The sequence below is a fragment of the Microbacterium sp. W1-4-2 genome (genome assembly GCF_058349885.2).
On the sequence record NZ_JBYRJC020000001.1, the window covers coordinates 952,039 to 976,183 of the forward strand.

21 protein-coding genes are annotated in these 24,145 nt (G+C 69.1%); 15 read left to right on the top strand and 6 right to left on the bottom strand.

The window, feature by feature from the left end; genetic code table 11:
• Nucleotides 1-138 precede the first annotated feature (138 nt).
• Genes AC3RX0_RS04285 through AC3RX0_RS04295 form a run of 3 tightly spaced genes read left to right on the top strand, consistent with a single transcriptional unit; the run spans nucleotide 139 to nucleotide 2,795 of the window.
• Complete coding sequence (locus tag AC3RX0_RS04285; RefSeq protein WP_491504689.1) at nucleotides 139-1,026, top strand: amino acid ABC transporter permease; 888 nt, start codon at nucleotides 139-141, stop codon at nucleotides 1,024-1,026.
• Nucleotides 1,027-1,028: 2 nt separating this feature from the next.
• Nucleotides 1,029-1,835, top strand: coding sequence for an amino acid ABC transporter ATP-binding protein (locus tag AC3RX0_RS04290; protein ID WP_491504690.1), 807 nt, complete (start codon nucleotides 1,029-1,031; stop codon nucleotides 1,833-1,835).
• Nucleotides 1,836-1,847: 12 nt separating this feature from the next.
• A complete protein-coding gene (locus AC3RX0_RS04295) occupies nucleotides 1,848-2,795 on the top strand; it encodes a LysR family transcriptional regulator (RefSeq protein ID WP_491504691.1) in 948 nt (315 codons plus the stop codon).
• 20 nt (nucleotides 2,796-2,815) lie between these two features.
• Here AC3RX0_RS04295 and hisC read toward each other — a convergent pair whose 3' ends face one another.
• Both hisC and AC3RX0_RS04305 read right to left on the bottom strand, forming a co-directional pair.
• Nucleotides 2,816-3,886, bottom strand: coding sequence for a histidinol-phosphate transaminase (hisC, locus tag AC3RX0_RS04300; RefSeq protein ID WP_491504692.1), 1,071 nt, complete (start codon nucleotides 3,884-3,886; stop codon nucleotides 2,816-2,818).
• On the bottom strand, nucleotides 3,883-5,535 hold the full coding sequence (locus AC3RX0_RS04305) for a thiamine pyrophosphate-binding protein (protein WP_491504693.1): 1,653 nt from the start codon (nucleotides 5,533-5,535) through the stop codon (nucleotides 3,883-3,885). The genes hisC and AC3RX0_RS04305 overlap by 4 nt, the downstream gene beginning before the upstream one ends.
• A gap of 232 nt (nucleotides 5,536-5,767) precedes the next feature.
• Here AC3RX0_RS04305 and AC3RX0_RS04310 point away from each other — a divergent pair, with 232 nt between their 5' ends.
• The 3 genes from AC3RX0_RS04310 to AC3RX0_RS04320 are packed head-to-tail and all read left to right on the top strand — an operon-like array spanning nucleotide 5,768 to nucleotide 10,477.
• Nucleotides 5,768-7,414: an FAD-dependent monooxygenase gene (locus AC3RX0_RS04310; protein WP_491504694.1), complete on the top strand. Its 1,647-nt coding sequence runs from the start codon at nucleotides 5,768-5,770 to the stop codon at nucleotides 7,412-7,414.
• Between the two features lie 9 nt (nucleotides 7,415-7,423).
• Nucleotides 7,424-8,854 carry an aldehyde dehydrogenase family protein gene (locus tag AC3RX0_RS04315; RefSeq protein ID WP_491504695.1) on the top strand — a complete coding sequence of 477 codons (1,431 nt, stop codon included), beginning with the start codon at nucleotides 7,424-7,426 and terminating at the stop codon, nucleotides 8,852-8,854.
• Between the two features lie 21 nt (nucleotides 8,855-8,875).
• Nucleotides 8,876-10,477: a thiamine pyrophosphate-binding protein gene (locus AC3RX0_RS04320; protein WP_491504696.1), complete on the top strand. Its 1,602-nt coding sequence runs from the start codon at nucleotides 8,876-8,878 to the stop codon at nucleotides 10,475-10,477.
• A gap of 6 nt (nucleotides 10,478-10,483) precedes the next feature.
• Here AC3RX0_RS04320 and AC3RX0_RS04325 read toward each other — a convergent pair whose 3' ends face one another.
• The 3 genes from AC3RX0_RS04325 to AC3RX0_RS04335 all read right to left on the bottom strand — a co-directional run bounded on the left by AC3RX0_RS04325 (nucleotide 10,484) and on the right by AC3RX0_RS04335 (nucleotide 14,610).
• Nucleotides 10,484-12,853: a PEP/pyruvate-binding domain-containing protein gene (locus tag AC3RX0_RS04325; RefSeq protein ID WP_491504697.1), complete on the bottom strand. Its 2,370-nt coding sequence runs from the start codon at nucleotides 12,851-12,853 to the stop codon at nucleotides 10,484-10,486.
• Nucleotides 12,854-12,952: 99 nt separating this feature from the next.
• Nucleotides 12,953-14,182: an MFS transporter gene (locus AC3RX0_RS04330; RefSeq protein WP_491504698.1), complete on the bottom strand. Its 1,230-nt coding sequence runs from the start codon at nucleotides 14,180-14,182 to the stop codon at nucleotides 12,953-12,955.
• Nucleotides 14,179-14,610, bottom strand: coding sequence for a MarR family winged helix-turn-helix transcriptional regulator (locus tag AC3RX0_RS04335; RefSeq protein WP_491504699.1), 432 nt, complete (start codon nucleotides 14,608-14,610; stop codon nucleotides 14,179-14,181). The genes AC3RX0_RS04330 and AC3RX0_RS04335 overlap by 4 nt, the downstream gene beginning before the upstream one ends.
• Nucleotides 14,611-14,745: 135 nt before the next feature.
• Here AC3RX0_RS04335 and AC3RX0_RS04340 point away from each other — a divergent pair, with 135 nt between their 5' ends.
• The 9 genes from AC3RX0_RS04340 to AC3RX0_RS04380 are packed head-to-tail and all read left to right on the top strand — an operon-like array spanning nucleotide 14,746 to nucleotide 23,354.
• The gene (locus tag AC3RX0_RS04340) at nucleotides 14,746-15,951 is read left to right on the top strand and encodes a substrate-binding domain-containing protein (RefSeq protein ID WP_491504700.1); all 1,206 of its coding nucleotides are present in this window, start codon (nucleotides 14,746-14,748) and stop codon (nucleotides 15,949-15,951) included.
• 1 nt (nucleotide 15,952) lies between these two features.
• Complete coding sequence (locus tag AC3RX0_RS04345; RefSeq protein WP_491504701.1) at nucleotides 15,953-16,717, top strand: ABC transporter ATP-binding protein; 765 nt, start codon at nucleotides 15,953-15,955, stop codon at nucleotides 16,715-16,717.
• The gene (locus AC3RX0_RS04350; RefSeq protein ID WP_491504702.1) at nucleotides 16,714-17,436 is read left to right on the top strand and encodes an ABC transporter ATP-binding protein; all 723 of its coding nucleotides are present in this window, start codon (nucleotides 16,714-16,716) and stop codon (nucleotides 17,434-17,436) included. The genes AC3RX0_RS04345 and AC3RX0_RS04350 overlap by 4 nt, the downstream gene beginning before the upstream one ends.
• A complete protein-coding gene (locus tag AC3RX0_RS04355) occupies nucleotides 17,433-18,308 on the top strand; it encodes a branched-chain amino acid ABC transporter permease (protein ID WP_491504703.1) in 876 nt (291 codons plus the stop codon). Before AC3RX0_RS04350 ends, AC3RX0_RS04355 begins: the two co-directional genes overlap by 4 nt.
• Entirely contained in the window at nucleotides 18,305-19,414 is a 1,110-nt protein-coding gene (locus tag AC3RX0_RS04360) for a branched-chain amino acid ABC transporter permease (protein ID WP_491504704.1), read from the top strand. The genes AC3RX0_RS04355 and AC3RX0_RS04360 overlap by 4 nt, the downstream gene beginning before the upstream one ends.
• A complete protein-coding gene (locus tag AC3RX0_RS04365) occupies nucleotides 19,411-21,006 on the top strand; it encodes a class I adenylate-forming enzyme family protein (protein ID WP_491504705.1) in 1,596 nt (531 codons plus the stop codon). Before AC3RX0_RS04360 ends, AC3RX0_RS04365 begins: the two co-directional genes overlap by 4 nt.
• Nucleotides 20,990-21,700, top strand: a complete 711-nt coding sequence (locus AC3RX0_RS04370; RefSeq protein ID WP_491504706.1) for a TetR/AcrR family transcriptional regulator — start codon at nucleotides 20,990-20,992, stop codon at nucleotides 21,698-21,700. Before AC3RX0_RS04365 ends, AC3RX0_RS04370 begins: the two co-directional genes overlap by 17 nt.
• Nucleotides 21,697-22,449: a 3-hydroxybutyrate dehydrogenase gene (locus tag AC3RX0_RS04375; protein ID WP_491504707.1), complete on the top strand. Its 753-nt coding sequence runs from the start codon at nucleotides 21,697-21,699 to the stop codon at nucleotides 22,447-22,449. Before AC3RX0_RS04370 ends, AC3RX0_RS04375 begins: the two co-directional genes overlap by 4 nt.
• Complete coding sequence (locus tag AC3RX0_RS04380; RefSeq protein ID WP_491504708.1) at nucleotides 22,434-23,354, top strand: alpha/beta fold hydrolase; 921 nt, start codon at nucleotides 22,434-22,436, stop codon at nucleotides 23,352-23,354. Before AC3RX0_RS04375 ends, AC3RX0_RS04380 begins: the two co-directional genes overlap by 16 nt.
• Here AC3RX0_RS04380 and AC3RX0_RS04385 read toward each other — a convergent pair.
• Entirely contained in the window at nucleotides 23,323-24,108 is a 786-nt protein-coding gene (locus AC3RX0_RS04385) for an IclR family transcriptional regulator (protein WP_491504709.1), read from the bottom strand. The two genes, AC3RX0_RS04380 and AC3RX0_RS04385, sit on opposite strands and share 32 nt — an antisense overlap.
• Nucleotides 24,109-24,145 lie beyond the last annotated feature (37 nt).

The following is a 24,145-nucleotide window of genomic DNA, read 5'->3' on the forward strand; positions in this document are numbered from 1 at the left end:
ATCCCGCGCACTCTTCATGAACCGACCTTTATCACGTCGATATCCGAACAAGATCGTGGACGCGGATAATTGCATGATCGCCCGAAAGGAATCAGATCGATGAATACGACCGGAAATCGGGACGAAGGGGGTGGGTCCGTGACCGTGGCCCCACCGGAAGTGAAGATGACCGCCCGGAAGGTGAAGTATTCGGGTCCGTTCGCAACCGATGCCGTGCCCGTTCGCCGCCCCGGGCAGTGGGTGCTCGCGGTCGTCATCATCCTGTTCACCGCCTGGATGGCGGTCACTTTCTATCAGAACCCGAAGATCGACCATCCCGTCTTCTTCGAGTTCCTCACCAAACCGGTGATCCTCGAGGGTCTGCTGGTGACGATCGAACTGACCGTCATCGCCTCGGTCTCCGCGATCGTCATCGGCATCGTTCTGGCGATGTGCCAGCTGTCGCACAACCCGGTGCTCCGCGCCGCGAGCTGGGTCTACGTCTGGGCTTTCCGCGCGACACCCCTGCTGGTGCTCCTGCTCGTCATGGGGAACTTCGGCCTGTTCTTCGAGTATCTGGGCATCGGAGTCCCGTTCACGGATATCTGGCTCTTCAAGGTGGAGACCAACACGGTCCTCACCGGCTTCGTGGCGTCGGTGATCGCGCTGTCGCTGCACGAAGGTGCATACATGGCCGAGATCATTCGCGGCGGCATCCTCGCCATCGACGCCGGGCAGGGGGAGGCCGCTCGCGCGATGGGGATGCCCAACCGTATGGTCATGCGACGCATCGTCTTGCCGCAGGCGATGAGGGTCATCATCCCGCCGACCGGCAACCAGGTGATCGGGCTGATGAAGGCCAGCTCCCTCGTGTCCGTGATCGCGGGCGGCGATCTGCTGACGGTGGCCAGCAACATCTACGCACAGAACTATCGCGTTCTGGAGCTCCTGTTCGTCGCGACGTTCTGGTATTTCGTGCTGGTCACCGTGATGAGCATCGGCCAGCACGTGATCGAACGCAATCTCGCACGGAAGCAGGTACTTTGACCATGGGCGCAATCACCGAGGTCGTCCGCACGAACCCCGTCCCCGACGACGGCGTCATGGTGCGGGCCGTGGGCCTCCACAAGGCCTACGGCACCAACGAGGTGCTCAAAGGCGTGGATCTCGAAGTGGCACGGGGCGAGGTCGTCTGCGTCCTCGGGCCTTCGGGATCAGGCAAGAGCACGTTGCTGCGCTGCGTGAACCACCTGGAAGAGGCGGACTATGGCCGCGTCTGGGTGCAGGGCCGGCTCGTGGGATACAAGGAGAACAACGGCGTCCTGCACAAGATGCGCGAGGCCGAGCTCTGCGAACAGCGCAAGGACATCGGGATGGTCTATCAGCGCTTCAATCTCTTCCAGCACATGACAGTGCTCGAAAACCTCATGGAGGCGCCGCTACGAGTGCGGGGAGAGAAGCGAGAGGTCGTCAAGGATCGTGCGCTCCGGCTGCTCGAGGAGGTGGGACTGAAGGACAAGCGCGACGCGTATCCCCGTCAGCTCTCGGGCGGCCAGCAGCAGCGGGTCGCGATCGCCCGGGCTCTGGCCATGGAGCCGAAGCTCATGCTCTTCGATGAGCCGACCTCGGCGCTGGACCCGGAGCTCGTCGGAGAGGTGCTCGCCACGATGCGGCGCCTTGCGGAGGCGGGAATGACGATGCTCGTCGTGACGCACGAGATGGGCTTCGCCGCCGAGGCGGCGGATCGTGCGATCTTCATGGACGGCGGCGTGGTGGTCGAGAGCGGCCCGCCGAAGGAGATGATCGCCAACCCGAAGGAAGAGCGAACGAAGCTCTTCCTGTCGCAAGTGCTGTAGACGTCGGCGGCGATGGCCATGCAGGATTTCTCTCTTCGGCAACTCGAGTACTTCGTGGCGGTGGTGGAGGACGGATCGGTCACCGGGGCCTCGCGTCGATTGCGGGTGTCGCCGGGCGGGGTCTCGCTCGCCGTCAGCCAACTCGAGGAGTCCCTCGGGCTGCAGCTCACACTGCGCGTTCGCGGACGGGGCGCAAGTCTCACGTCCGCGGGGAAATGGGTGTATCAGGAAGCGCGTTCCCTTCTCGCGCAGGCCGAAAGCATCCGGTCCGCGGCGCGGACGATACGCGGCGAACTCGTCGGCCCGCTGCGCGTGGGCTGCTTCTCCACGCTCTCACCGTGGCTCTTCCCGAGGATCGCCGCGCATTTCGCACAAATGCACCCCGGAGTGGAGATCCAGCTCGTCGAGGGGCCGGCGCAAGAACTGCGGCACAAGCTGCAGGAGGGCGATCTCGACGTCGCACTGCTTTACCGGAACCACCTGCGACCGGGCCTGATCGGTTCGGAGATCCTTCCCGTGCGCCTCCAGATCGCACTGCATCCCGACCATCCTCTCGCCGCCATGGACGAGATCTCGATCGAGGAGCTTGCCAAGGATGACAACGCGATCCTTCTCAACGTCGAACCCGCCCGGTCGCATGTGGAGGAGCTCATGAGCCGATCGGGGGTCCGTGCGAACGTCAAATGGATGAGCGTGAACCCTGAGACGATCCGGTCCATGGTCGCCCGCGGCCTCGGATACAGCATCATCATGGGGCGTCCGCACAGTGACGTGACCTACGACGGCTTACCGATCACCTATCGGCGGATCGCCGACGACCTTCCGCAGAATGCGGTGGTGATCGCCTACGCGCGAGGGCTTGAGCCGACGCAGAAGATCACGACGCTGATCGAGTACTGCCGGCGAGAGTTCGCGGCCGACGACATGCTGAACGATCGGAAGCCGGCTGCGCAGAACTGATCCCACCGGCCCCACCGTCGTCATCCTCTGTCCGTCACCCACGCCCCGAGTGCGGCGACCGCCGCGGCATTCTCCTCCGCCGTGCCCACGGTTATCCGGACGCCGTTCCCGATAGCACGCAGGAGCACCCCACGGTCCTTGCACGCTGCGACGAGCCCGGCGGACAGGTCCTGCATCGGGAGGAAGAGGAAGTTCGCCTGCGACGGCACCACCGGAAGGCCGAGATCCGTCATCGCGACGTACATGTCGTCGCGAAGTCTGACCACATCGCGTACTCGAGCGCGCAGTTCGGACTGAGACTCGACCGTCAGCGCGGCACACGCCGCAGCCTGCGCGAACGAGTTCAGCGCGAAGGGCGCGATGACCCGTCGAACGTAGCCGATCAGGCTTGCCGGACCCATCAGATACCCGATGCGGAGCCCGGCGAGACCGAAGGCCTTGCTGAAGGTGCGCAGGATGGCCACGTTGTCGTGGTGTGCAAGAAGCGAAAGCGAGTCGGCACCCTCGGGCGAGAACTCGATGTATGCCTCGTCGATGACGACCAGGACATGGGCCGGCACCTGCGCGACGAACTCGGCGATGTCCACCCTGCTTCGCGCACTTCCGGTCGGGTTGTTCGGGTTGCACACGAACACCGCGCGGGTGCGCGGGGTGATCGCCTCGAGCATCGAGGCGAGATCGTTCCGATAGCCCTCGTCGAGCGGTACCGGCACCGGGGTGGTCCCGGCGATGATCGCGGCGTTCGCGTAGTACTGAAAGCTCGGTGCCGGAATGACGACCTCATCGCCGGCGCGGGCGACGGCGGTGACCACGTCGCGGATCAGGCCGGACGATCCGCTGCCCACCGCTATCCGCTCACGGGGCAGGTTCAGGTGGGCCGACAGAGCCTCGATGACATCGGCGCTGCCCATATCGGGATAGCGGTTGACGGTCGCTACGGTCGCGTGAAGGGCCGCCTCCACCGACGGAAGCGGAGGAAGGGCCGACTCATTCGATGCGAGGCGGGCCAGGGGCGCAGCGCTCTGTCGGGACGGACGCCATCCGGGAACGTACGATGGCAGCGCCTCCAGGTCGACACGGGCGAGACTCATGCGCGTGCGCTCGTCTCACGGACCGCTTCCACGGTGGGCTCCGCGATCATGCCCCACGGATCGGGGACGTCCGCCATCGGCACCTCGATCAGCAGTGGACGGCCGGCGCCAGAGGCGTTCCGGATCGCGCCGTTCAAGCAGGCAGGACTCTCGGCCCGCTCATAGTCCACCCCGAAGGCCTGGGAGAGCATCCTGAAGTCCGGGTTGTGGAGGTCGACGCCGAGATTGCGGCCGAAGGTATCGGACTGGATGCGCTGGACGTTGCCGAAGGCCTGGTTGTTGAACACCACGGTCGTCAGACCGATGTCGTACTTCGCCGCCGTCGAGAGCTCCTGCAGACTCCATCCGAAGCCGCCGTCGCCGTTGATGGAGACGACCTGGCGACCGCCTGCGCCGAGCTTCGCTCCCAGTCCCGTGGGGAAGCCGTAGCCCAGCGTGCCCTGATAGCCCGGCGTGACATACGTCGCGGGCTGATAGACCGGGTACGCCAGGCGGGCCGCATATCCGACCTGAGTCAACTCCTCCACGAAGACGCCGTCATCCGGGAGGGCGTCACGGATGGCGGACAGCCATGCGACCTGCGGGGCGATACATGCGAGTGCCGCGAACTCGTCGGAGCGCACGCCCGCGAGGTCGGGTGTATCGGCCCGCTGCGGGATCTCGGCGGTCAGCGCCCGCATGCCGAGGTCGGCGTCGGAGATGATGACTTCGTCGAACTCCCGCGGCGAACCGACGTCCGTCACATCGACGTTGAGCGCGATGAGCTTCTGCCGGCCGCGCCGTGCGACCGGCTCCCCGGCGAGATTCACGAAACGTGTTCCGATCGCGAGGATGAGGTCGGCCTCGGCGAGCACTCTACGGCCGGCGTAGCGCGAGAGAGCGAGCGGGTGACGATCGCTGAGTGCGCCCTTGCCGTTGCGCGTCTTCACGACCGGAGCGCGCAGGCGCTCGGCGAGGGCCTGAAGCGACGCGCTCCCCGCCACCGTGTGCACCCCGCCGCCCACCAGGATGACCGGTCGCGTCGCTGCAGCGATGAGAGCGGCCGCACGCGCAACGGTGTCGGGATCGGGCGTGACCGACACGGCTGCCGCGGGGGAGAGCGCGGATGCAGTGGTGGTCTTCTGCAGGATGTCCGGCGGAATCTCGAGCCCCACCGGACCGGGGCGCCCGGACTTCGCCTGCGCGAACGCCTCCCGCACCAGCTGAGGGATCTGCTCGGGTGAGGTGGCCATGGCCGACCATTTCGTGAGCGAGCGCAGGAGTTCGCTCTGTCCCCGGATCTCGTGCAGCATCCCCACGCCACGCCCGATCGCATCCGAAGGGATCTGGCCGGTGACGCAGACGACCGGGCTGTTCGACGCAAACGCGGTGGAGAGGGCGGCTCCGGCGTTGAGCAGGCCGGGGCCCGGGACGATCATGCAGACACCGGGGGCGCCGTTGACCCGGGCATACCCGTCGGCCATATAGGCCGCACCTTGTTCGTGCCGCGCGGAAACATAGGTGATCTCGTCGACGTGTTGGGCCAGGCCGTCGACAGCGTAGTCGAGTTGAATGCCGGGGACGCCGAATACCGTATCGACTCCTTCGGAAACGAGCTGTTCGCTGAGGAGTTCTCCGCCGGTCTTTTTCGTCACTGACTCTCCGTCCACTGATCTTGCACGGCGAGTAACCGGCTCATTCCATTCTGGAGAGCCTCGGCAATGAATTCAATTGTCAATCGTTGAAGTGGAAGTTCTCAGAATCCGAAAAGGCGAGGGGATTCGCTCTTCCACCACGATGTTCATGATTACTGAATAGCCTCTAAAGGGGTCCGTCATTGAGCGACCGGGTTTTTCATTTAGGCTGAACGCGTTCGGTGGAGCACATCCGGGAGGAAAGCGATTGAGTCAGACATACGAGACCGATGTCATCATCATCGGTGCCGGCCCCGTGGGTCTGCTCGCGGCCGCCGATCTGGATGCCCGGGGCGTGCGCTCGGTCGTCGTCGAGCAGCGCGCGTTCCTCGAGGCGCCGAACGTGAAGTGCAATCACGTGTCCGCGCGGACGATGGAAAGGCTCCGCCTGCTCGGCATGGCCGAGAAGGTGCGTTCGGCGGGTCTACCCGCCGACTACCCGCACGACGTGGCCTTCTGTACGACCCTGGTTGGACGAGAACTCGGCCGCATCCGCATTCCGAGCCGCGCGCAGCGCCGTGCCTCTCCCACGGGTCCGGACACGGACTGGGCGACGCCCGAACCGCCGCACCGCATCAATCAGCGGTTCCTCGAACCCGTGTTGATGGAACACGTCGCGGGGCTGACGCACGTGACCCTGCTGACGGAGACGGTCTACTCCGGTCTGACCCAGTCCGACGGCGCCGTCACAGTGACGGCCGAACGCGCCGGCGGGGAACTGAAGATCAGCGGGGCGTATCTGATAGGCGCCGACGGCGGAAGATCTCGGGTCCGCAAGGAGATCGGGGCGAAGCTCCACGGTGACCCGGTGCTTGCCCGGGTGCAGTCCTCCTGGATCCGCGCCGAATCGCTGTACGAATCGATGTCGGTGGGTCCCGCCTGGGGCTACTATGCCTTCAACCCCCGCCGGACCGGTCACGTCTACGCGATCGACGGGAGGACCGAGTTCCTGGTACACAATTACCTCCGTCCGGGCGAGGGCGAGGGCGAGGACACTGACCGGGATGAGGCGATCCGCCAGATCCTGGGCGTCGAAGCCGACTTCCCCTACGAGCTCATCTCGGTCCAGGACTGGGTGGCCCGCCGCCTGGTCGTCGACAAGATGCGGGAGGGTCGCGTCTTCCTCGCGGGCGATGCGAGCCACCTCTGGGTGCCGTACGCCGGCTACGGCATGAACGCCGGCATCGCGGATGTGCTGAACCTGACCTGGCTCCTCGGCGCGGTGATCTCAGGATGGGCGCAGGAGGCGGTTCTCGACGCCTATCAGGAGGAGCGGCTGCCCATCACCGAGCAGGTGTCGCGGTTCGCGATGGGGCATCAGCGGAAGATCGCGCAGAGCGATGTTCCGGACGAGATCGAGGACGACTCGCCGGAGGGGGAGTCCGCTCGCCGTCGGCTCGGGCGGGATGCCTACGATCTGAATGTCCAGCAGTTCGCAGCGGCAGGATTGAATTTCGGGTACTCCTACGATGAGTCGCCGATCATCTGGTATGACGGCGAGCAAGCCCCCGCCTATTCGATGGGAGGCTACACGCCGTCGACCGTGCCGGGCTGCCGGGCACCTCACTTCGTGCTGCCGAACGGCGACTCGCTCTATGACCGGCTGGGCCTGTACTACACGGTGATCGTGCTCGGGGACGCATCCGACCTCGAAGAGCTCGTCCGCGGCGCCGAACGTGCCGGCGTGCCCCTGCAGATCATCGGGGTGCCGTCGGGGACTGCCCCGGTGCAGTACACGAGGCGGCTGACGATGGTGCGGCAGGATCAGCACGTGGTCTGGCGCGCCGACTCCGTTCCCGATGACGTTGACGAACTGTTCCGTCGGCTTGGAGCCGCAGCCCGAACGGCTGCTTAGGATCACGCCATGAACGATGGGACAAAGGTGGAAGAGGGCAACTTCATCGGTGGCTGTCGCGTGGCCGCCACGGGTGCGGGCACGTTCGTGGTCGACGACCCCAGCACAGGGCTGCCGATCGCGCAGGTCGCCCAAGCATCGGATGTCGATGTCGACGATGCGCTTCGCGCGGCGAAAGAGGCCCAGACCGAATGGGCGCGGCGTCCCCTCGATGAGCGCCTCGGTGTCTTGAATCGCTGGGCCGACCTGATCGAGCGGCATGCCGTCGAACTGGGCGCCTTGGAGACCTCGGAGGTCGGCACGCCGACGAGTCAGGTGGAGATGCTGCAGATCGGCCTCGCGGTGCTGGCGATTCGGGCGACGACGCGCGGTGCGGTGGAGGCGATGCGCGAGGAACGCGCCGAGCGTGCGCGAGTGATCAAACAGCCCGTGGGCGTCGTGGCCGCCATCACGCCATGGAACTATCCGCTCTTCCAGACAGTGCTGAAGGTGGCTCCTGCGCTCGCCGCGGGATGCGCGATCGTCCAGAAACCCGCCGAGATCGCGCCCCTCGCGGTGCTGCGCGCAGCAGAACTCGCAGTTGAGGCGGGCGTGACCGCCGGCGCATACAACGTGGTCAACGGTCCTGGCCCGTCGGTGGGCCAAGCTCTCGCAGGGCATCCGGCCGTGGACATCGTCTCGTTCACGGGATCGTTCCGCGGTGGCAGTGCCGTTGCCGCCGCCGCGGCGACGAACTGTCGTCCGGTTGCGCTCGAACTCGGCGGCAAGAGCGCGACCATCGTGCTCGATCCCGGCGAGGCAGAGGCCGCGGCCCGGTTCACCTGGAACAGCGCGACGCAGAACACGGGGCAGACCTGCGCAGCACTGAGTCGTCTCATCGTTCCGAGGGATCGGCTTGACGATGTGATCGCTGCGATCCAGTCGGCGATCGACGCGACCGTGCTCGGCGACGCGCACGCGACGGAGACCACCCTGGGGCCCGTGATCAGCCGTCAGCAGCGAGACCACATCATGCGCATGCTGGGTGCGGTCGGAGATGACGGCAATCGCTTCATCGGCCGCTCGCCGTTCGACGTCCCTCTGCCCGAGAACGGGTGGTTCGTGCCGCCCACAGCGATCGTCATCGAGAACCGGCGATCAGAGGTCGCCCGTGAAGAGATCTTCGGCCCCGTGCTCTGCGTCGTGCCGTTCGACGGCGAAGAGGACGCGCTGGCCGCTGCCGAGGGCACGGATTACGGGCTGATCGCACGCGTATGGACGTCCGACGATGACGCGTTCGCCCGCTTCGCCGAGCGGATGCGGGTGGGAAGCGTTCTGCGAAACGACACGCCGACGGACTGGTCGGCACCGTTCGGGGGCGTCAAGAACTCCGGCTACGGCCGAGAGCGCGGCGCCTGGGGCGTGAGCGAGTACCTCGTCGACAAAGCGATCCACGACTGAGCATCAGAGCGGAGCACACACGTGAGAACCATCGGGGTGGCCCTCGGCGAGGCCCTCATCCAGCAGCATTCCGGACCCGTCTTCGCCGTGGCCGGCAGTGGCAATTTCCCGTTCCTCGAGACGTTCCGGCAGCTCGGCGGCCGTTACGTGGCGGTGAACCACGAGTCGGGTGCGGTCACGATGGCGAACGGGTGGGCCCAGGTGTCGGGTTCTCCCGGAATCGCCTCCGTGCACCAGGGACCGGGCTTCACGAACGCCCTCACCTCCTTGATCGATTCGGCGAAAGAGCGCACGCCGCTGGTGTTCATCACGGCAGAGGTGCCGGCCGACAAGCGTCTGCACCACCAGTACCTTCCGCAGAGCGAGGTACTGGCGGCATTGGGCACCGATCTCACCGAAGTGCGCCTCACAGACCAGGACGTACCCGCCGCAGTCCTCGCCCGTGCACTGGAGATCGCCCGTTCCGGCCCGCGGGTGGTGGTCCTCTCGGTTCCCATCACGCTGCTCGGACGGGATGCCCGGCAGGCGACGCCGCATGCACCGTCACCTGCCCCGGAGGTGAAGTCCGCGTCGCAGGATGCGGTCGACAGGGTCGCCGACCTGCTGTCGACCGCACGGCGCCCCGTGCTCGCGGTCGGTCGAGGAGGGCGAGCTGCGCAGCCGCAGATCGCGGCGCTGGCGCAGAAGACGGGCGCATCGATCGTCACCAGCCTCGCCGGCGACGGCATGTTCGAGGACAGTCCTCAGCTGGTGGGATTCATCGGTGGTTTCGCTCGCCAGCAGACCCTCGACGTCATCACGGACGCGGATGTCATCCTCGGCTTCGGTACCTCGTTCGACAACTGGTCCACCATCGGCGGCTCGTTGCTCGCAGGCGCGGACCACGTGGTCAGCGCCGCGCTGGCCGCCCCGGCCTCGGATCGGGCGGAGTGGATCGAGAGCGACGCCGCCGACTTCGCCGGTCGTCTCGTGCAGGCCGTCGCGAAATCGGCGGCGAAGCAGGATCCCCCGACGCGCACAGCGGACGAGCCGGCGGGTGCCGATCCGTTCTCCCATCCGCGCGAGCTTCTCCGGCGGATCAACGCGTTGCTGCCGACTCCTCGAACCATCGCTCTGGACTCCGGTCAGTTCATGGCCTGGGCGGGCATGTTCCTGCGCGCGCAGCGCGACGGGATCTACCTCGTCGGGCAGGGCTTCCAGTCCGTCGGCCTCGGTCTTGCGCGCGGGATCGGCGCCGCTGTCGCAGACGCGGATCGAACCACGGTCGTGGTCTGCGGCGACGGAGGCTTCTACATGGGGTTGTCCGATCTCGAGACCGCGGCTCGCGAACGAGTGCCCCTGCTCGTGATCGTCGTGAACGACTCCGGGTACGGGGCGGAAGTGCATGACTTCGGTCCGCATGGATGGACGACGGGCGTCGCCCGGTTCCCGCTGCGCGATATCGCGTCCGTGGCCGCGGGAGTGGGGATCGACTCGGCGGTGATCGAATCGATCGACGAGCTCGAGCGGCACCTCGGGAAGCTTCCGCTGGACGCTCCGCTCGTGCTGGACTGCAGGATCGACAAGACGATCAACGCCGCGCACAGCATGACCGAAGCCGGCGCACGACACTGGAGCAAATAGGCCGGTTCACGCGGCGGCGTCGCCGTCCGGCACCGCGGTCACGGTGCCGGCGGTGCCGTCGACGCGGACGAGCATGCCGTCGCGCAGGACCCGGGTCGCATCTCCGGTCCCCATGACCGCGGGCAGCCCGTACTCGCGAGCGACGATCGCGGCGTGCGAGGCCGGGCCGCCGGCATCGACCACGACGGCGGCCGCGCGCTGGAACAACGGCGTCCACGCCGGATTCGTGAAGGGGCAGACGAGCACCTCGCCGGTGTTCAGCCGAGCGAAGTCCTCCACGTCGCGCACGACGCGCACCCGCGCGGTGACGACTCCGCCGCCGCCGGAAAGGCCATGCACCAGCGCGTCGTCGTCGACGGCGGTCGGGCCGCGGTCGATGTTCAGCAACGGCACGGATCGCAGCGCCTCGCGCCGCCGCGCGCGGTCGACGACGACGTCGGTCAGGGTGTGCGCGGCCGCCCCGTCCACATCGTCGAGGGCCTCGATCTCTTCGAGTCGCAAGTGGTAGACGTCCTCGGCCGCAGCCAGCACGCCGGCTTCTTTCAGACGGCGGCCGATCTCGAGCAGAGCCTCGCGCAGGCCCGGCATCAGCTGGGTGAACAGCACGTGCGAGTCCTCGCGGAACGCCACCGCCCTGGCCGCACGGTCGACGCGGTCGCGCATCCGCGCCCGTCCGCGCGGAGACCGGATGCCGCGCAGCAGCGCAGCTGCGGCATCCCGGCTCTTCACCGCGTCCGACCGCTCGGGGGCGTCGTCCAGCAGCAGCCGGACCAGCGCCAGGACCGATGCGGGGCGTTCGCCCAGCGTCGGCGACGTGATGAGGATCGGGCTGGTCGTCTCGCGGTAGCCGTATGCGGCCAGCCAGCCGTCGAACGCCTCGGCGAAGCGCGGGTCGCGGCGAGCGGCGTCGAGATCGCCGTCCGCGACTGCGCGGGCGGTGGCGGGTTCCGCCGCGGCGACCCGTGCGACCTCGGCCAGGCGGTCATTGCCCTCGGTGGTGAGCGTGCGAACGCCCTGCAGCAGCTCGGGCAGCAGCCGGTCCTTTCCCCGCACGCGCAGGGCGACGGTCAGGCCCAGCAGCGAGAGGCCGGCGGACGGCAGATAGTCGAAGCGCAACCCGGTGACCGGCTCGAGCGCGTCGAGCACGCGGCGGGGCTGCGCGCGCAGGCTCGGCCAGTCGAGCGCGGTCACGTCGAGGTCGGCGAACCGCCTCACGGCGCGGTCGAACGCGCCGACGCGCGCATCGGCGTGCCAGCGCTCGAGCGGAAACCGGTGCGCGCGCCGACGCAGCCGCCACGGCGCGGTGAGCACGCGTGCGCGTGGGCGCGGCACCGGGATGCGCGCGCCGTCGACGATCCCGTCGGTCTCGTGGTACAGGCTGTCGAACACCCCGCCGATGCCGACATCGCCGACGATCCGCGCCATCATGCCCGCCGGGCCGTACGGCAACCACGTGGTCATGTCGATCGGATAGGGGCGCGCGGTCAGGTAGTCGCCGAGCACGGTCGACAGCGTCCGCTGCGCCCGGTTCAACCGCTGCGGGGGCAGCGGCAGTGCGGTCATCGGCCGGGCCTGCACGATCCACGCGGTGTCGTCGACGATCGCCCATTCGATGTCCATCGCGCGCGCGTAGTGCGTCGCGATCGCCGTGCCCAGCGAGGTCAGGCGTGCGACCTGCGCATGCGTGAGCACCGGCGCGCGGCCGGCCGGCACGCTCTCGTGGATGCCCCCGTCGTGGCCGGCGACGACGTGATCGGGGGTCACCGTACCCGACACCACGGCTTCGCCCAGGCCCGGGCTCGCCTCGATCACGACCTCGTCGCGGCGGCCGGTCACCGGGTTCGCGGTGAACATCACGCCCGCGACATCGGCCGGAACCATCCGCTGCACCACGACGGCGATCGTCACCTCGGCGGGATCGATGCCGAGCCGGGCGCGGTAGGCCACCGCCCGGTCGGTCCACAGCGACGCCCAGCAGCGCCGCACGGCATCGGCCACGGCATCCACCCCCGACACGTCCAGGAACGTGTCCTGCTGCCCCGCGAACGTCGCGCCGGGCAGGTCTTCGGCCGTCGCACTGGAGCGGACGGCGACCGGGCCCGAGCCCAGCGTGGCATACGCGCGGTCGAGCTCGCGGCTCAGATCGTCGGGCAGCGCTGCGGTGCGGAGGGCGTCGCGCAGCTGCGCTGCCGTGCCGTGCAGGTCGAGGGATGCCGCGGCCCGCGCGTACGCCGCGGTCGAGATCACGAACCCGTCGGGCACCGGAAGGCCGGCGTAGACGAGTTCGCCGAGGTTCGCACCCTTGCCGCCGGCGACGGCGACGTCGTCGACACCGAGGGATGCGAAGGGGAGGAGCAGCGTGGAGGAAGAGGCCATGGTGACCGCATCGTACTGTCGTGTCGCGACGCCCGGAAGGCGCACCCGCCGAGCGTGCGACGATCCCGTGGACCCCATCGTCCACGCGGTCGCCGTCTCTTATGCGGCGTCGCCCACCAGGACGGCGGCCCCGACCTCCTGCGCGTCGGCCTCATGCAGGTCGATGCGGGCGAGCACCTTGCGGCCCAGTGCCACGGTGAGCGCGGCGATCAGCACCGAGGCGGCGGCGAACAGGTACGGCACCGTGGCATTGAACGCGTGCCACAGGGCGGCGGCGATCGGCGGGGCGACGGCGCCGCCGATGAAGCGGACGGCCGAGTACGACGACGATGCGACGGCGCGGGGCAGGTCCGTGGCCTCCATGACGGCCTCGGTGAGCACGGTGTTCATGATGCCCAGCAGCAGGCCGCCGACCACGATGCAGATGACCAGGGCCATCGCGCTGGCCACCAGCAGCCCCGCCGCGACCAGGTCGATCGCCAGCAGGGGCAGGATGATGAGCATCACCGTGGTCCGCGACATGCGGTGCAGCAGCATCGGGGCGACCCACACGCTCGTGATCGCCAGGGCCACGCCCCACCCGAAGAAGGTCAGGCCGATGCCCATCGCCGAGAACCCGAGGGGGAACGGCGAGAACGCGAGCAGCACGAAGAAGCCGATGTTGTAGAACAGGGCCGTGACGGCGAGGATCGCCAGCGCGGGGATGCGCAGTGCCTTGAACGGGGCCGACAGCGGCACGGGCGCGCGCTTGTCTGCGGGACCGCGCAGAAGCACCAGCACCGCGACGAACGCGATGGCCATCAGCACCACGACGCCGAAGAACGGTCCGCGCCAGCTGATCTCGCCGAGCAGGCCGCCCAGGAGCGGACCGATCGCGATGCCGATGCCCAAGGCCGCTTCGTACAGGATGATCGCCGATTCGCTGCCGCCGCTGGCGGCGCCGACGATCGTCGCGAGCGCGGTGGAGATGAACAGAGCGTTGCCCAGGCCCCATCCGGCGCGGAAGCCGATGATGGCGTCGACGCTGCCGCTGAGCGCGCACAGCAGGGCGAACACCACGATCAGGCCGAGACCGCCCAGCAGCGTGGCCTTGGCGCCGATGCGGCTCGAGATCCAGCTCGTGATGAGCATTGCGGCGCCCGTCACGAGCAGATAGCTCGTGAAGAGCAGTTCGGTCTGCACCGCGTCGGCCTTCAGCGACTCGGCGATCGCGGGCAGGATCGGGTCGACGAGCCCGATGCCCATGAACGCGACGACGCAGGCGAACGCGACGGCCCACACTTGTGCGGGCTGTCGCCAGATCGATCCGGATGGGGAAGCCGATGTCATCGAGTGACTCCTTGAGGGTTGGTGCGGGAGGAGAGGATGCGGGCCACGCGCGAGAGCGCCGCCCAGTCGTCGTCGCCGAGGTCGGCGAACAGCGGCTCGAGCGCATCGCGCAGCTCGATCCGCCAGGCGGCGAGGTCTTCCGCCCCGCGCGGGGTGATGCTGATCACGCTGGCGCGGGAGTCGGCGGGGTCATGGTCGCGACGCACCAGTCCGGCGTCGACGAGCTGACCGACAAGACGTGTCATGCCCGGCTGCGTGGTGCGGCTGGCAGAAGCGAGCTCGCCCAGGCGCAGCGGACCGTCCGACTGCAGGATGCTCAGGGCGCGCCACTGTGCGGAGGGGGCGTCGTTGCGGGTCTCGAGTGCCGCGACGCGGGTCAGGGTGTGCGCGGCGGTGACGATCTCGGCGATGTCCTGTGCGCGACTCATGCTCAAAGTATATACCCGGGATATATAACGCGCGAATGCATCTGGATCGCATTGACAACCGGCATCCCTCTTCCTACGATTTCTTATACCTGAATCAGGTTTCAGGAATTCCTCTCGACGGCGAAAGGCATTCACATGCGCGTCTCCCACCCCAAGCTGCTGTTCGCAGCGCTGACCGCGATCGGCGCGCTCACGCTCGCCGCGTGCGCACCGAGCGCCGCCGGACCCGGCGCCGCGTCGGACGGCGGGGCACCCGATCAGATCAGCGTCGGCGTCATCACCAGCGAGACCGGCCCGCTGGCTGGCTACGGCAAGCAGTATCTCGACGGCTTCAAGGCGGGTCTCGACTACGTCACCCACGGCAGCGGCAAGGCCGGCGGCACGACGCTGAAGATCGACTACCGCGACGACGCGGGCGACCCCGACATCGCAGTGACCGCAGCCAAGGACCTCATCGGCGGCGGCACGAAGATCCTGCTCGGCAGCGCCTCGTCGGGCGTCGCGCTCGCGGTGGCCGAGCAGGCCGCGCAGAACAAGGTGCTGTTCATCTCGGGTCCGGCCGCAGCCGACGCGATCACCGGGATCAACGAGTACACGTTCCGCTCCGGCCGGCAGAGCGCGCAGGACGTCGCGACCGCGGGCACCTTCCTCGACGACGTGTCGGGCAAGAAGATCACCGTGTTCGCGCAGAACAGCGCGTTCGGACAGGGCAACGAGGCGGCCGTGAAGGCCATCCTCGGCGCGAAGGGCGCGACCGTCGACAGCGTGCTGGTGCCCGAGGACGCCACCGAGTTCACGCCGTTCGCGCAGAAGATCGTGCAGTCCAAGCCCGACCTCGTGTTCGTCGCGTGGGCGGGCGCCACCAGCGGTGCGATGTGGCAGGCGCTCTCGCAGCAGGGAGTGCTCGAGTCGATCCCGGTCGTCACCGGACTCGGCGACTCGCCGACGTTCGGCGCCTACGGCGAGGCCAGCGAGAAGATCAACTTCCTCAGCTACTACTTCCCGACCGCGGCCGACAACACGGTCAACACGGCGATGGTCGACGCGATCACCAAGGCCGGTGGCACCCCTGACCTGTTCAGCCCCGACGGCTTCAACGCGGCGATCATGCTCGTGCACGCCGTCGAGAAGGGCAAGGGCGACGTCCAGGCCATGGTGAAGTCGCTCGAGGGGTTCAGCTTCGACGGGCCGAAGGGCAAGATCACGGTGCGGGCGTCGGACCACGCGATGCTGCAGGACATGTACCAGGCCAAGCTCGTCGCCGAGAACGGGTCGTTCGTCCCGAAACTGGTCAAGGTCGTGCCCGCCGACGATGTCACGCCCGCCGAGGTGACCAAGTAGCATGAGCGACCCCACCCCGCCCGCGCTGCGGATCAGCGGCCTCGGCCTGCAGATCGGCGCGGCCGCCATCGTGAAGGACGTCGACCTCGACGTCCCCTCCGGCGCCCTGATCGGAGTGATCGGCCCGAACGGCGCCGGCAAGACCACTCTGTTCAACGCGATCTCGGGCGTCGTGCGTCCGACCGCCGGACGCATCGAGATGGACGGCCGGGACGTCACCCGGATGTCGGTGGCGCAGCGCGCGCGGGCGGGGCTGGGGCGCACGTTCCAGACCTCGAGCCTGTTCCCGGGCCTGACCGTGCTCGAGAACGTACGACTCGCGGCGCAGGCCGCTCGCGGGGGCAGCTACTCGCTGCTGCGCGTGCCGCGCCGGGCAGACGAAGCGAGCACGATCGCGCGCGGCAAGCTCGACGAGGTCGGCCTCTCGCACAAGCTCGACGCGCTCGCCGGCGACATCTCGCACGGCGACAAGCGCAAGCTCGAGATCGCCGTGCTGCTGGCCGCCCGCGCCCGGACCGTGCTGCTGGACGAGCCGATGGCAGGGGTCGCCTCGGGCGACGTCGCCGGCCTGGTCGACAGCATCCGCGAGCTGCACGCGACCACGGACTGCACGATGCTCATGGTCGAGCACCACATCGAGGTGCTCATGGGGCTCGTCGAGAAAGTCGCCGTGATGCACTTCGGCACGATCATCGCGTTCGACACCCCGAGCCGCATCATGGCCGACCCGGTCGTGCAGAGCGCGTACCTGGGGAGCGCGGCATGAGCGACGCGATCCTGGAGGTGACGGGGCTGCGGGCGTCGATCGGCGGCCAGCAGGTGATCGAGGACGTCACGTTCGACGTCCCCGCCCACGGCATCACCGCCCTGCTCGGCCGCAACGGCGTCGGCAAGACCTCGACGCTGCGCGCCATCATGGGCCTGATCCACCGTCGGGGCGAGGTGCGGCTGGCGGGCGCGCGCGTCGACGGACTGCTCACGCACCGCATCGCCCGCCGCGGCGTCGGCTATGTGCCCGAAGACCGCGAGGTGTTCGCGGGCCTGACCGTGGCAGAGAACCTGGCCCTCGCCGAACGCGATCGCCGTCCGCGCCGGGACCTGGTGGCGCAGCTGTTCCCCGACCTCGTCGCCCGGGCGCAGCAGCGCGCGGGAACCCTCTCGGGCGGCCAGCAGCAGATGGTCTCGGTCGCGCGGGCGCTTCTCAACGACAACCGGGTGCTGCTGGTCGACGAGCCCACGAAGGGCCTCGCGCCCAAGGTGGTCGACGAAGTGGCCGACGCCCTCGAGCGGGCCGCGGCATCCGTCCCCATCCTGCTCGTGGAGCAGAACCTCGACGTCGTGCGGCGCCTGGCCGGCCGCGCGATCGTGATCGCGGGCGGCCGCGTCGTGCACACGGGCGAGGCGCGCGAGATCCTGGGCGACGCGGAGCTCACCCGACGCCTGCTCGGGGTGCACGCCGACACGAGCGCGCAGGCCGCCGGATGAGCACCGTGATCCTCGCCCTGATCACCGGCGTGGGCCTGGGCGCCCTCTACTTCCTGGTCTCGTCGGGGCTCAGCCTCATCTACGGGCTCATGCACGTGCTGAACTTCGCGCACGGCGTGTTCCTGTCGCTGAGCGCGTTCGTCGGGTGGGAGGTCGCCCGCAGAATGGATGCCTCGACCTGGGGCGGATTCGCCGTCTCGGTGCTCGTCGGCGCGCTCGTGGGCGCCGCGTTCGCCGCCCTGACCGAACTGGCGCTGATCCGGCCCCTGTACGAGCGGCACATCGAACAGGTTCTCGTCACCGTCGGCCTGTCCTTCGCCGCGATCGCCCTGTTCGACGGCATCTGGGGGACCGACCCGATCTACATCTCCGGCCCTGGCTGGCTGCGCCAGACCACCACGGTGATCGGAGCGAAGATACCGAACGTGTATTGGCTGCTGATCGTGGTCGCGGCGGTCGTCCTGGCGGGCCTCGTGCTCTTCCTCAAGCGCACGCGCTACGGCGTCATCATCCGCGCCGGGGTCGAGAACCGGGCCATGGTGACCGCCCTCGGCATCGACGTGCGACGCTCGTTCACCGTCGTGTTCGCGATCGGCGGCGCCGCGGCGGGCATCGGGGGAGTGCTGGCGGCCCAGTGGGCCGGCTACGTCTCGTCGGGACTCGGCCAGACGCTGCTGATCTTCGCGTTCATCGTGACGATCATCGGGGGGCTCGGGTCGCTCGCGGGAGCGGCCATCGCCTCGGTGCTGGTGGCGGTGCTGCAGCAGTTCGCGAACTTCTTCCTCGCCGGGACGGGCGACTTCATCGTCGTGGTGCTGCTCGCGGTGGTGCTGCTGGTGCGCCCGTCGGGACTGCTGGGGAGGAAGGCATGAACACGGACGACACGCAGACCTCCGTATGGCGCCGACTCGGCGCACCCGCCTTCGGCGCCGTGGTCGTGGTGGTCCTGGCGCTCCTGCCGCTGCTGAACCTCTCGATCCCCGGCATCCTGCCCGGCCCGACCTACACGCCCGGCAGCCTCGCGCTGATGTCGCTGTGCATGGTGTATGCGGCCCTCGCGCTGTCGTACAACATGCTGCTGGGCACGGCGGGCCTGCTCTCATTCGGGCACGCGCTGTCGTTCGGCGCCGGCGCGTACGGTCTGGGCATCGTGCTGCAGCAGCTGCCCGTGCCGCTGTGGGCCGGCATCCTCATCTCAGTGCTCGGCGGACTCGTGATCGCGCTGATCACCGGGGCGATCAGCCTGCGGGTCAACGGCATCCCGTTCGCGATGGTGACCCTCGCGTTCGCGCAGGCCGCCTCGGTGCTCGTGCGCCGCAACGCGCAGCTGACGGGAGGCGAAGAGGGCCTGAACCTGTCCACCGCGCACGTGCCGGACTGGCTGGTGGGCGTGGTGAACACGCGCAACCTGTACTGGTTCGCACTGGTCGCGGTGCTGATCGCCTACCTGATCGCCCTGTGGGTCGACCGCTCGCGCCTGGGCCACGTCGCTCAGGCGGCGCGCGAGAACGAACTGCGCGTGCGCGTGCTCGGACTGAGCCCTTACGTGGCAAAGCTCATCGTGTTCGTCGCCGCGGCGGTGGCCGCGGGTCTTGCGGGCATCGTGTACCTGCTGCTGCAGAGCGGGACGCAGCCGCACGCCGTCTCGGCCGATCTCACGATCACGATCCTCGTCATGGTGGTGCTCGGCGGAGTCGGCTTCCGCTGGGGTGCGGTGGTCGGCGGAGTCGTCTACACCCTGCTCGACCAGCGGCTGACGGTGCTGGCCCGCTCCGACGCGATCGCGGGGCTGCCGGACGTGCTGCGCATCCCGCTCTCGGAGCCGCTGTTCCTGCTGGGCGTACTGTTCATCATCGTGGTGATGTTCCTGCCCGGCGGCATCGCCGGCACCGCCCGCACGCTCGCACACCGGTGGCGGACCGGACGTGTGCGCGGGGGCCGAGCGGCCAGGCTGGACGACGTGGGGGTGGACGCATGATCGACGCCGAGGGGATGTCGCAGCCGGCCGACGAGCCGCACACGATCGGCCGCTGGCTCGACGATCGCGCGGCCGCCGCCGGCGACCGGGTCGCGATCGACGATCGGGGCGTGCGCATCGGGTACGGGCTGCTGCGCGATCGTGCGCAGATGCTCGCCGAGCGCCTGCGCGCCGCCGGCTACGGTCCCGGCGACCGGGTCGCGACCGTCTCGGGCAACTCGATCGACCACGTCGTCGCGTTCTTCGCGTGCGCGAAGACCGGGATCGCGTTCATCCCGCTGTCGTGGCGGCAGACCACGACCGAGCTCGCGAGCGCGATCGTCCGCTGCGGCGCGCAGTTGCTGCTGATCGAGGAGGAGTACGCGGGCCTGGCCGACGACGCCTGCCGGCAGGCGCACCTCCCGCTCCCGACCGCGCGGTTGGGCGTGGCGGGCGTCGAGGCGCACCCGCCCGCACGGCACCCCCGGTCAGGCGTCGTGCCGACCCGCCGGCACGTGCGCGACGACGACGTTGCGCTCGTGATCTTCACGTCGGGCAGCGAGGGCACGCCCAAGGGCGTCATGCTCACCCATGCGAACTGCTTCTGGAACAATCTGGCGCTGGCCGGGATCGCGCAGCTCACCGCGCAGGACGTCGTGCTGGCCACCCTGCCGCAGTTCCACGTCGCGGCGTGGAACGTGCAGCCGCTGCTGGCGTGGTGGCTGGGCGCGACGGTCGTGCTCGAACGCTCCTTCCAGCCCGATCGCGTGCTGCAGCTGATCTCCGAGCGCGGGGTGACGGCGATGATGGGCGTTCCTACGCAGTACCGCATGCTGGCCGACGACCCGCGGTTCGCGGCATCCGATCTGTCCACCCTGCGTCGCGTGCAGGTCGGCGGCGCGCCGCTGGAACCCGAGCTGGTCCAGACCTGGGCCCGGCGCGGCGTCGAACTGCTCGCCGGGTACGGACTGACCGAGGCCGGTCCCAACGTGCTGTCGGTTGCGCCCGGGCACGCGTCCGAGAGCGCAGGCACCGTCGGGATGCCGTACCCGACCGTCGACGTGGCGCTGGCCGATCCGGGCACCGGGCTGCTGCTCGACGGCGACGCGGCGGGGGAGCTGTGGGTGCGCGGACCGAGCGTGTTCGCCGGTTACCTCGACGATCCCGGGGCCACGGCCCGGGCGCGCAGCGGTGCGTGGCTGCGCACGGGCGACCTCGCCCAGCGTGACGACGCCGGGCGGTTCCGGCTGGTGGACCGGATCAAGGACATCTACATCTCCGGCGGCGAGAACGTCGCACCCGCCGAGGTCGAGCGTGCTCTGTGCGCGCATCCGCTGGTTGCGACGGCCGCCGTGGTCGGCGTGCCCGACCGGGTATGGGGTGAGCGCGGAGTGGCGTTCGTCCAATTGCGGACGGGAGCAGCGTGCACCGCCGACGAACTGCTCGCGCACGCCCGGACGCACCTGTCGTCGTTCAAGGTGCCGGTGCACATCGAGCAGGTCGCCGAGCTGCCCCGCTCGGGGATCGACAAGATCGCCCGCACACGGCTGCGCGAGCGGGCCGTGGCGATCATGTCGCAGATCGGAGAGGGACGGGATGCGCGTGCACAGTGACCAGCACAGTGACCAGCACAGTGACGAGCTCGTCGGCGTCGAGAACGTGTCGCCGGCCACCGGCAGGCCGCTGACCAAGCGGGGTGAGGCCACGAGGCGGCGCCTGCTCGAGGCCGCCGAGCACGTGTTCGCCGACCAGGGCTACCACGAGGCATCCATCGTCAAGATCACCGAGCGGGCCGGCGTGGGCCTGGGCACCTTCTACCTGTACTTCGACAGCAAGAAGACCGTGTTCGAGGCGCTCGTGATCGACCTCAACCAGCGCGTGCGCCATTCGATGGCCGAAGCGATGGAGGGCGCGACCAGCCGATTCGAGGCCGAACGCGCCGGGTTCAGCGGCTTCTTCCGCTTCACGGCCGCACACCCGGCCCTGTACCGTGTGGTCCGCGAGGCCGAGTTCGTCTCGCCCGACATGCTGCGCCTGCACTACGGCCGCATCGTCGAGGGGTATGAGGAGGGCCTGCGCCGCGCACAGCGCGACGGCGAGATCGACGGCGGCCTCGACCCGCAGATCGCGGCCTGGGCACTCATGGGCATGGGCGAGCTGATCGGCATGCGCTTCCTGCTGTGGGAGCGCGACGAGAACGGCGAGATGCCCGATCGGCTCGCGCCCGACGTGTTCGACGCGATGATGCGATTCATCCACAATGCGCTCGCGGTGCGCGAGGGCGAAGGCGAAGGAGAAGACCGATGACCGAACAGGATCTCGACGGCAGGCGCGCGGTGATCACCGGCGGCGCGAGCGGCATCGGACTCGCCTGTGCGCGCGAGCTGGCCGGCCGCGGCGCGCGCGTGGTGATCGCCGATCTGAACGCCGACGCAGCCCAGGCCGTGGCATCCGACCTCGGCGGCGAGGCGTGGACCGTCGACCTGTCCGACACGCGGGCGCTGGACGATCTGTCGCTTCAGGCCGACATCCTCGTCAACAACGCCGGCATCCAGCGCGTGGCGCCGATCGTCGACTTCGACCCCGACGCGTTCCGCCTCATCCAGCGGCTCATGGTCGAAGCTCCCTTCCTGCTCATCCGGGCCGCGCTGCCGGGCATGTACGAACGGGGGTGGGGGCGCATCGTCAACATCTCCAGCGCGCACGGGCTGCGCGCGAGCGCCTTCAAGTCGGCGTACGTGACCGCCAAGCACGCCCTCGAGGGACTGTCGAAGGTCACGGCGCTCGAGGGCGCCCCGCACGGTGTCACGAGCAACTGCATCAACCCGGGCTACGTGCGCACGCCGCTGGTCGAGAAGCAGATCGCCGATCAGGCCGCCGCGCACGGCATCCCCGAGTCCGAGGTCGTCGAGAAGGTCATGCTGACCGAGATGGCCGTCAAGCGTCTGGTCGAGCCCGCCGAAGTGGCCTCGCTCGCCGGGTGGCTCGTCGGCCCCACCTCGGGCATGACCACCGGCGCCTCGTACACGATCGACGGCGGATGGACGGCGAAGTGAGACCGGCGGGCCGCATCGGCGACACCGTCGACGTGCCGGTCGCCGGGGGCGCCCTGCGCGTGGGCGTGCGCGAAGGGGAGAGGGATGCCGGGACCGCGCTGCTGATCCACGGCGTGACCTCGTCGCACCTCGCGTGGCCGTTCGTCGCCGAGCGCGTGCCCGATCTGCGGCTGATCGCGCCCGATCTGCGCGGACGTGGCGCGAGCAACGGCGTCGCGGGGCCCGCGGGGATGGCCGCGCACGCGGCCGACATGCTCGCGGTGCTCGATCGGCTCGAGGTCGAGCAGGCCACGGTCGTCGGGCATTCGATGGGCGCGTTCGTGGCGGTGGTGCTCGCCCACCTGCACCCCGGCCGGGTGTCGAGTCTCGTCCTGATCGACGGGGGACTGCCGCTGCACGTGCCGGCGGGCCTGGAGCCGCGGCAGCTGGTCGCACACATCCTCGGCCCGACCGCGGATCGGCTCGGCATGCGGTTCGCCACGGTCAGCGACTACCTCGACTTCTGGCGCGCGCACCCGGCGTTCGCGCACGACTGGACCGACGAGCTCGAGGACTACCTCGCCTACGACCTCGTGGACGACGGGGCGGGCGGCTTCCGGCCGGCGACGAGCTACGACACGGTGGTCGACGACACGGTCGACATGAACACCGGATCGGCACTGCCCGAGGCCCTCGCGGGGCTGCGGCATCCGACACGCCTGCTGACGGTGCCGCGCGGGCTGCAGGACGAGCCGCCGGGACTGTACCCGGCCGAGTATCTCGCGCAGATCCTGCCGTCGTATCCGACCGTGCAGCACACCCGCGTCGAGGGTTTCAACCACTACACGATCGCGATGTCGCCCGCCGGGGCCGAGATCGTGGCCGACGCGGTCGTCAGTGCCGCGACGAGGCGATCCGCGACGTGAGCTGGTGCGCGTGGGCCAGCAGCGTCCGGCCGAGCTCGGGCAGCCGGTCGGGGCCGAACCGGAACTCGACCCCGTTCAGGCTCAGCGCCCACTGCGGGTGGCCCTCGCGGGTGAACACGGCCGCGCCGATGCCGTAGCTGCCCTCGACGATCAGGCCGGGGTTGAGCGAATAGCCACGCTCGGTGGTCTCGGCCAGCCGCCGGCGCAGCCGCGTCTCGCTGTGCGCCTCGCCGTAGCGATCGGCGAGCTCGGGGTGCCGCTCGAAGTACGCGTCCACATCGTGAGGCGGCTGGAACGCAAGGATCGCAAGACCCGCCGACGCCACGCCGAGCGGAAAGCGCACTCCTTCGTGCAGCACGAAGGAGCGGATCGGAAAGCTGCCCTCCTCGTTCACCAGGCACACGGTCTCGTCGCCGCGGCGGACCGACAGGAACGCGCTCTCCTCGGTGCGCACCGACAGCGACCGCACGATGTCGCGGGCGATCTCGGTGATGTCGTACCGGGCCGCGGCCACATTGCCCATCAGGAACAGCTCGGGCCCCGGCATCCACGTGCCCGTCCGCTCGTCCTGGTCGACCAGGCCCTCGCGGCGCAGCGCGGTCAGCAGGCGGTGCGTCGTCGGGCGGGTGAGCTCGGCGCTGCGCGCCAGCTCGCTGACGGTGACGCCGCCGGATCCGGATGCCGTGACCAGGCGCAGCAGCGCCGCCGCGCGCGCGATCGCCTGTGCTCCCGGGACCACAGCATGAGTGTCCATATCGTGAACACTAGGACGGCGATCATCCACATCGCAA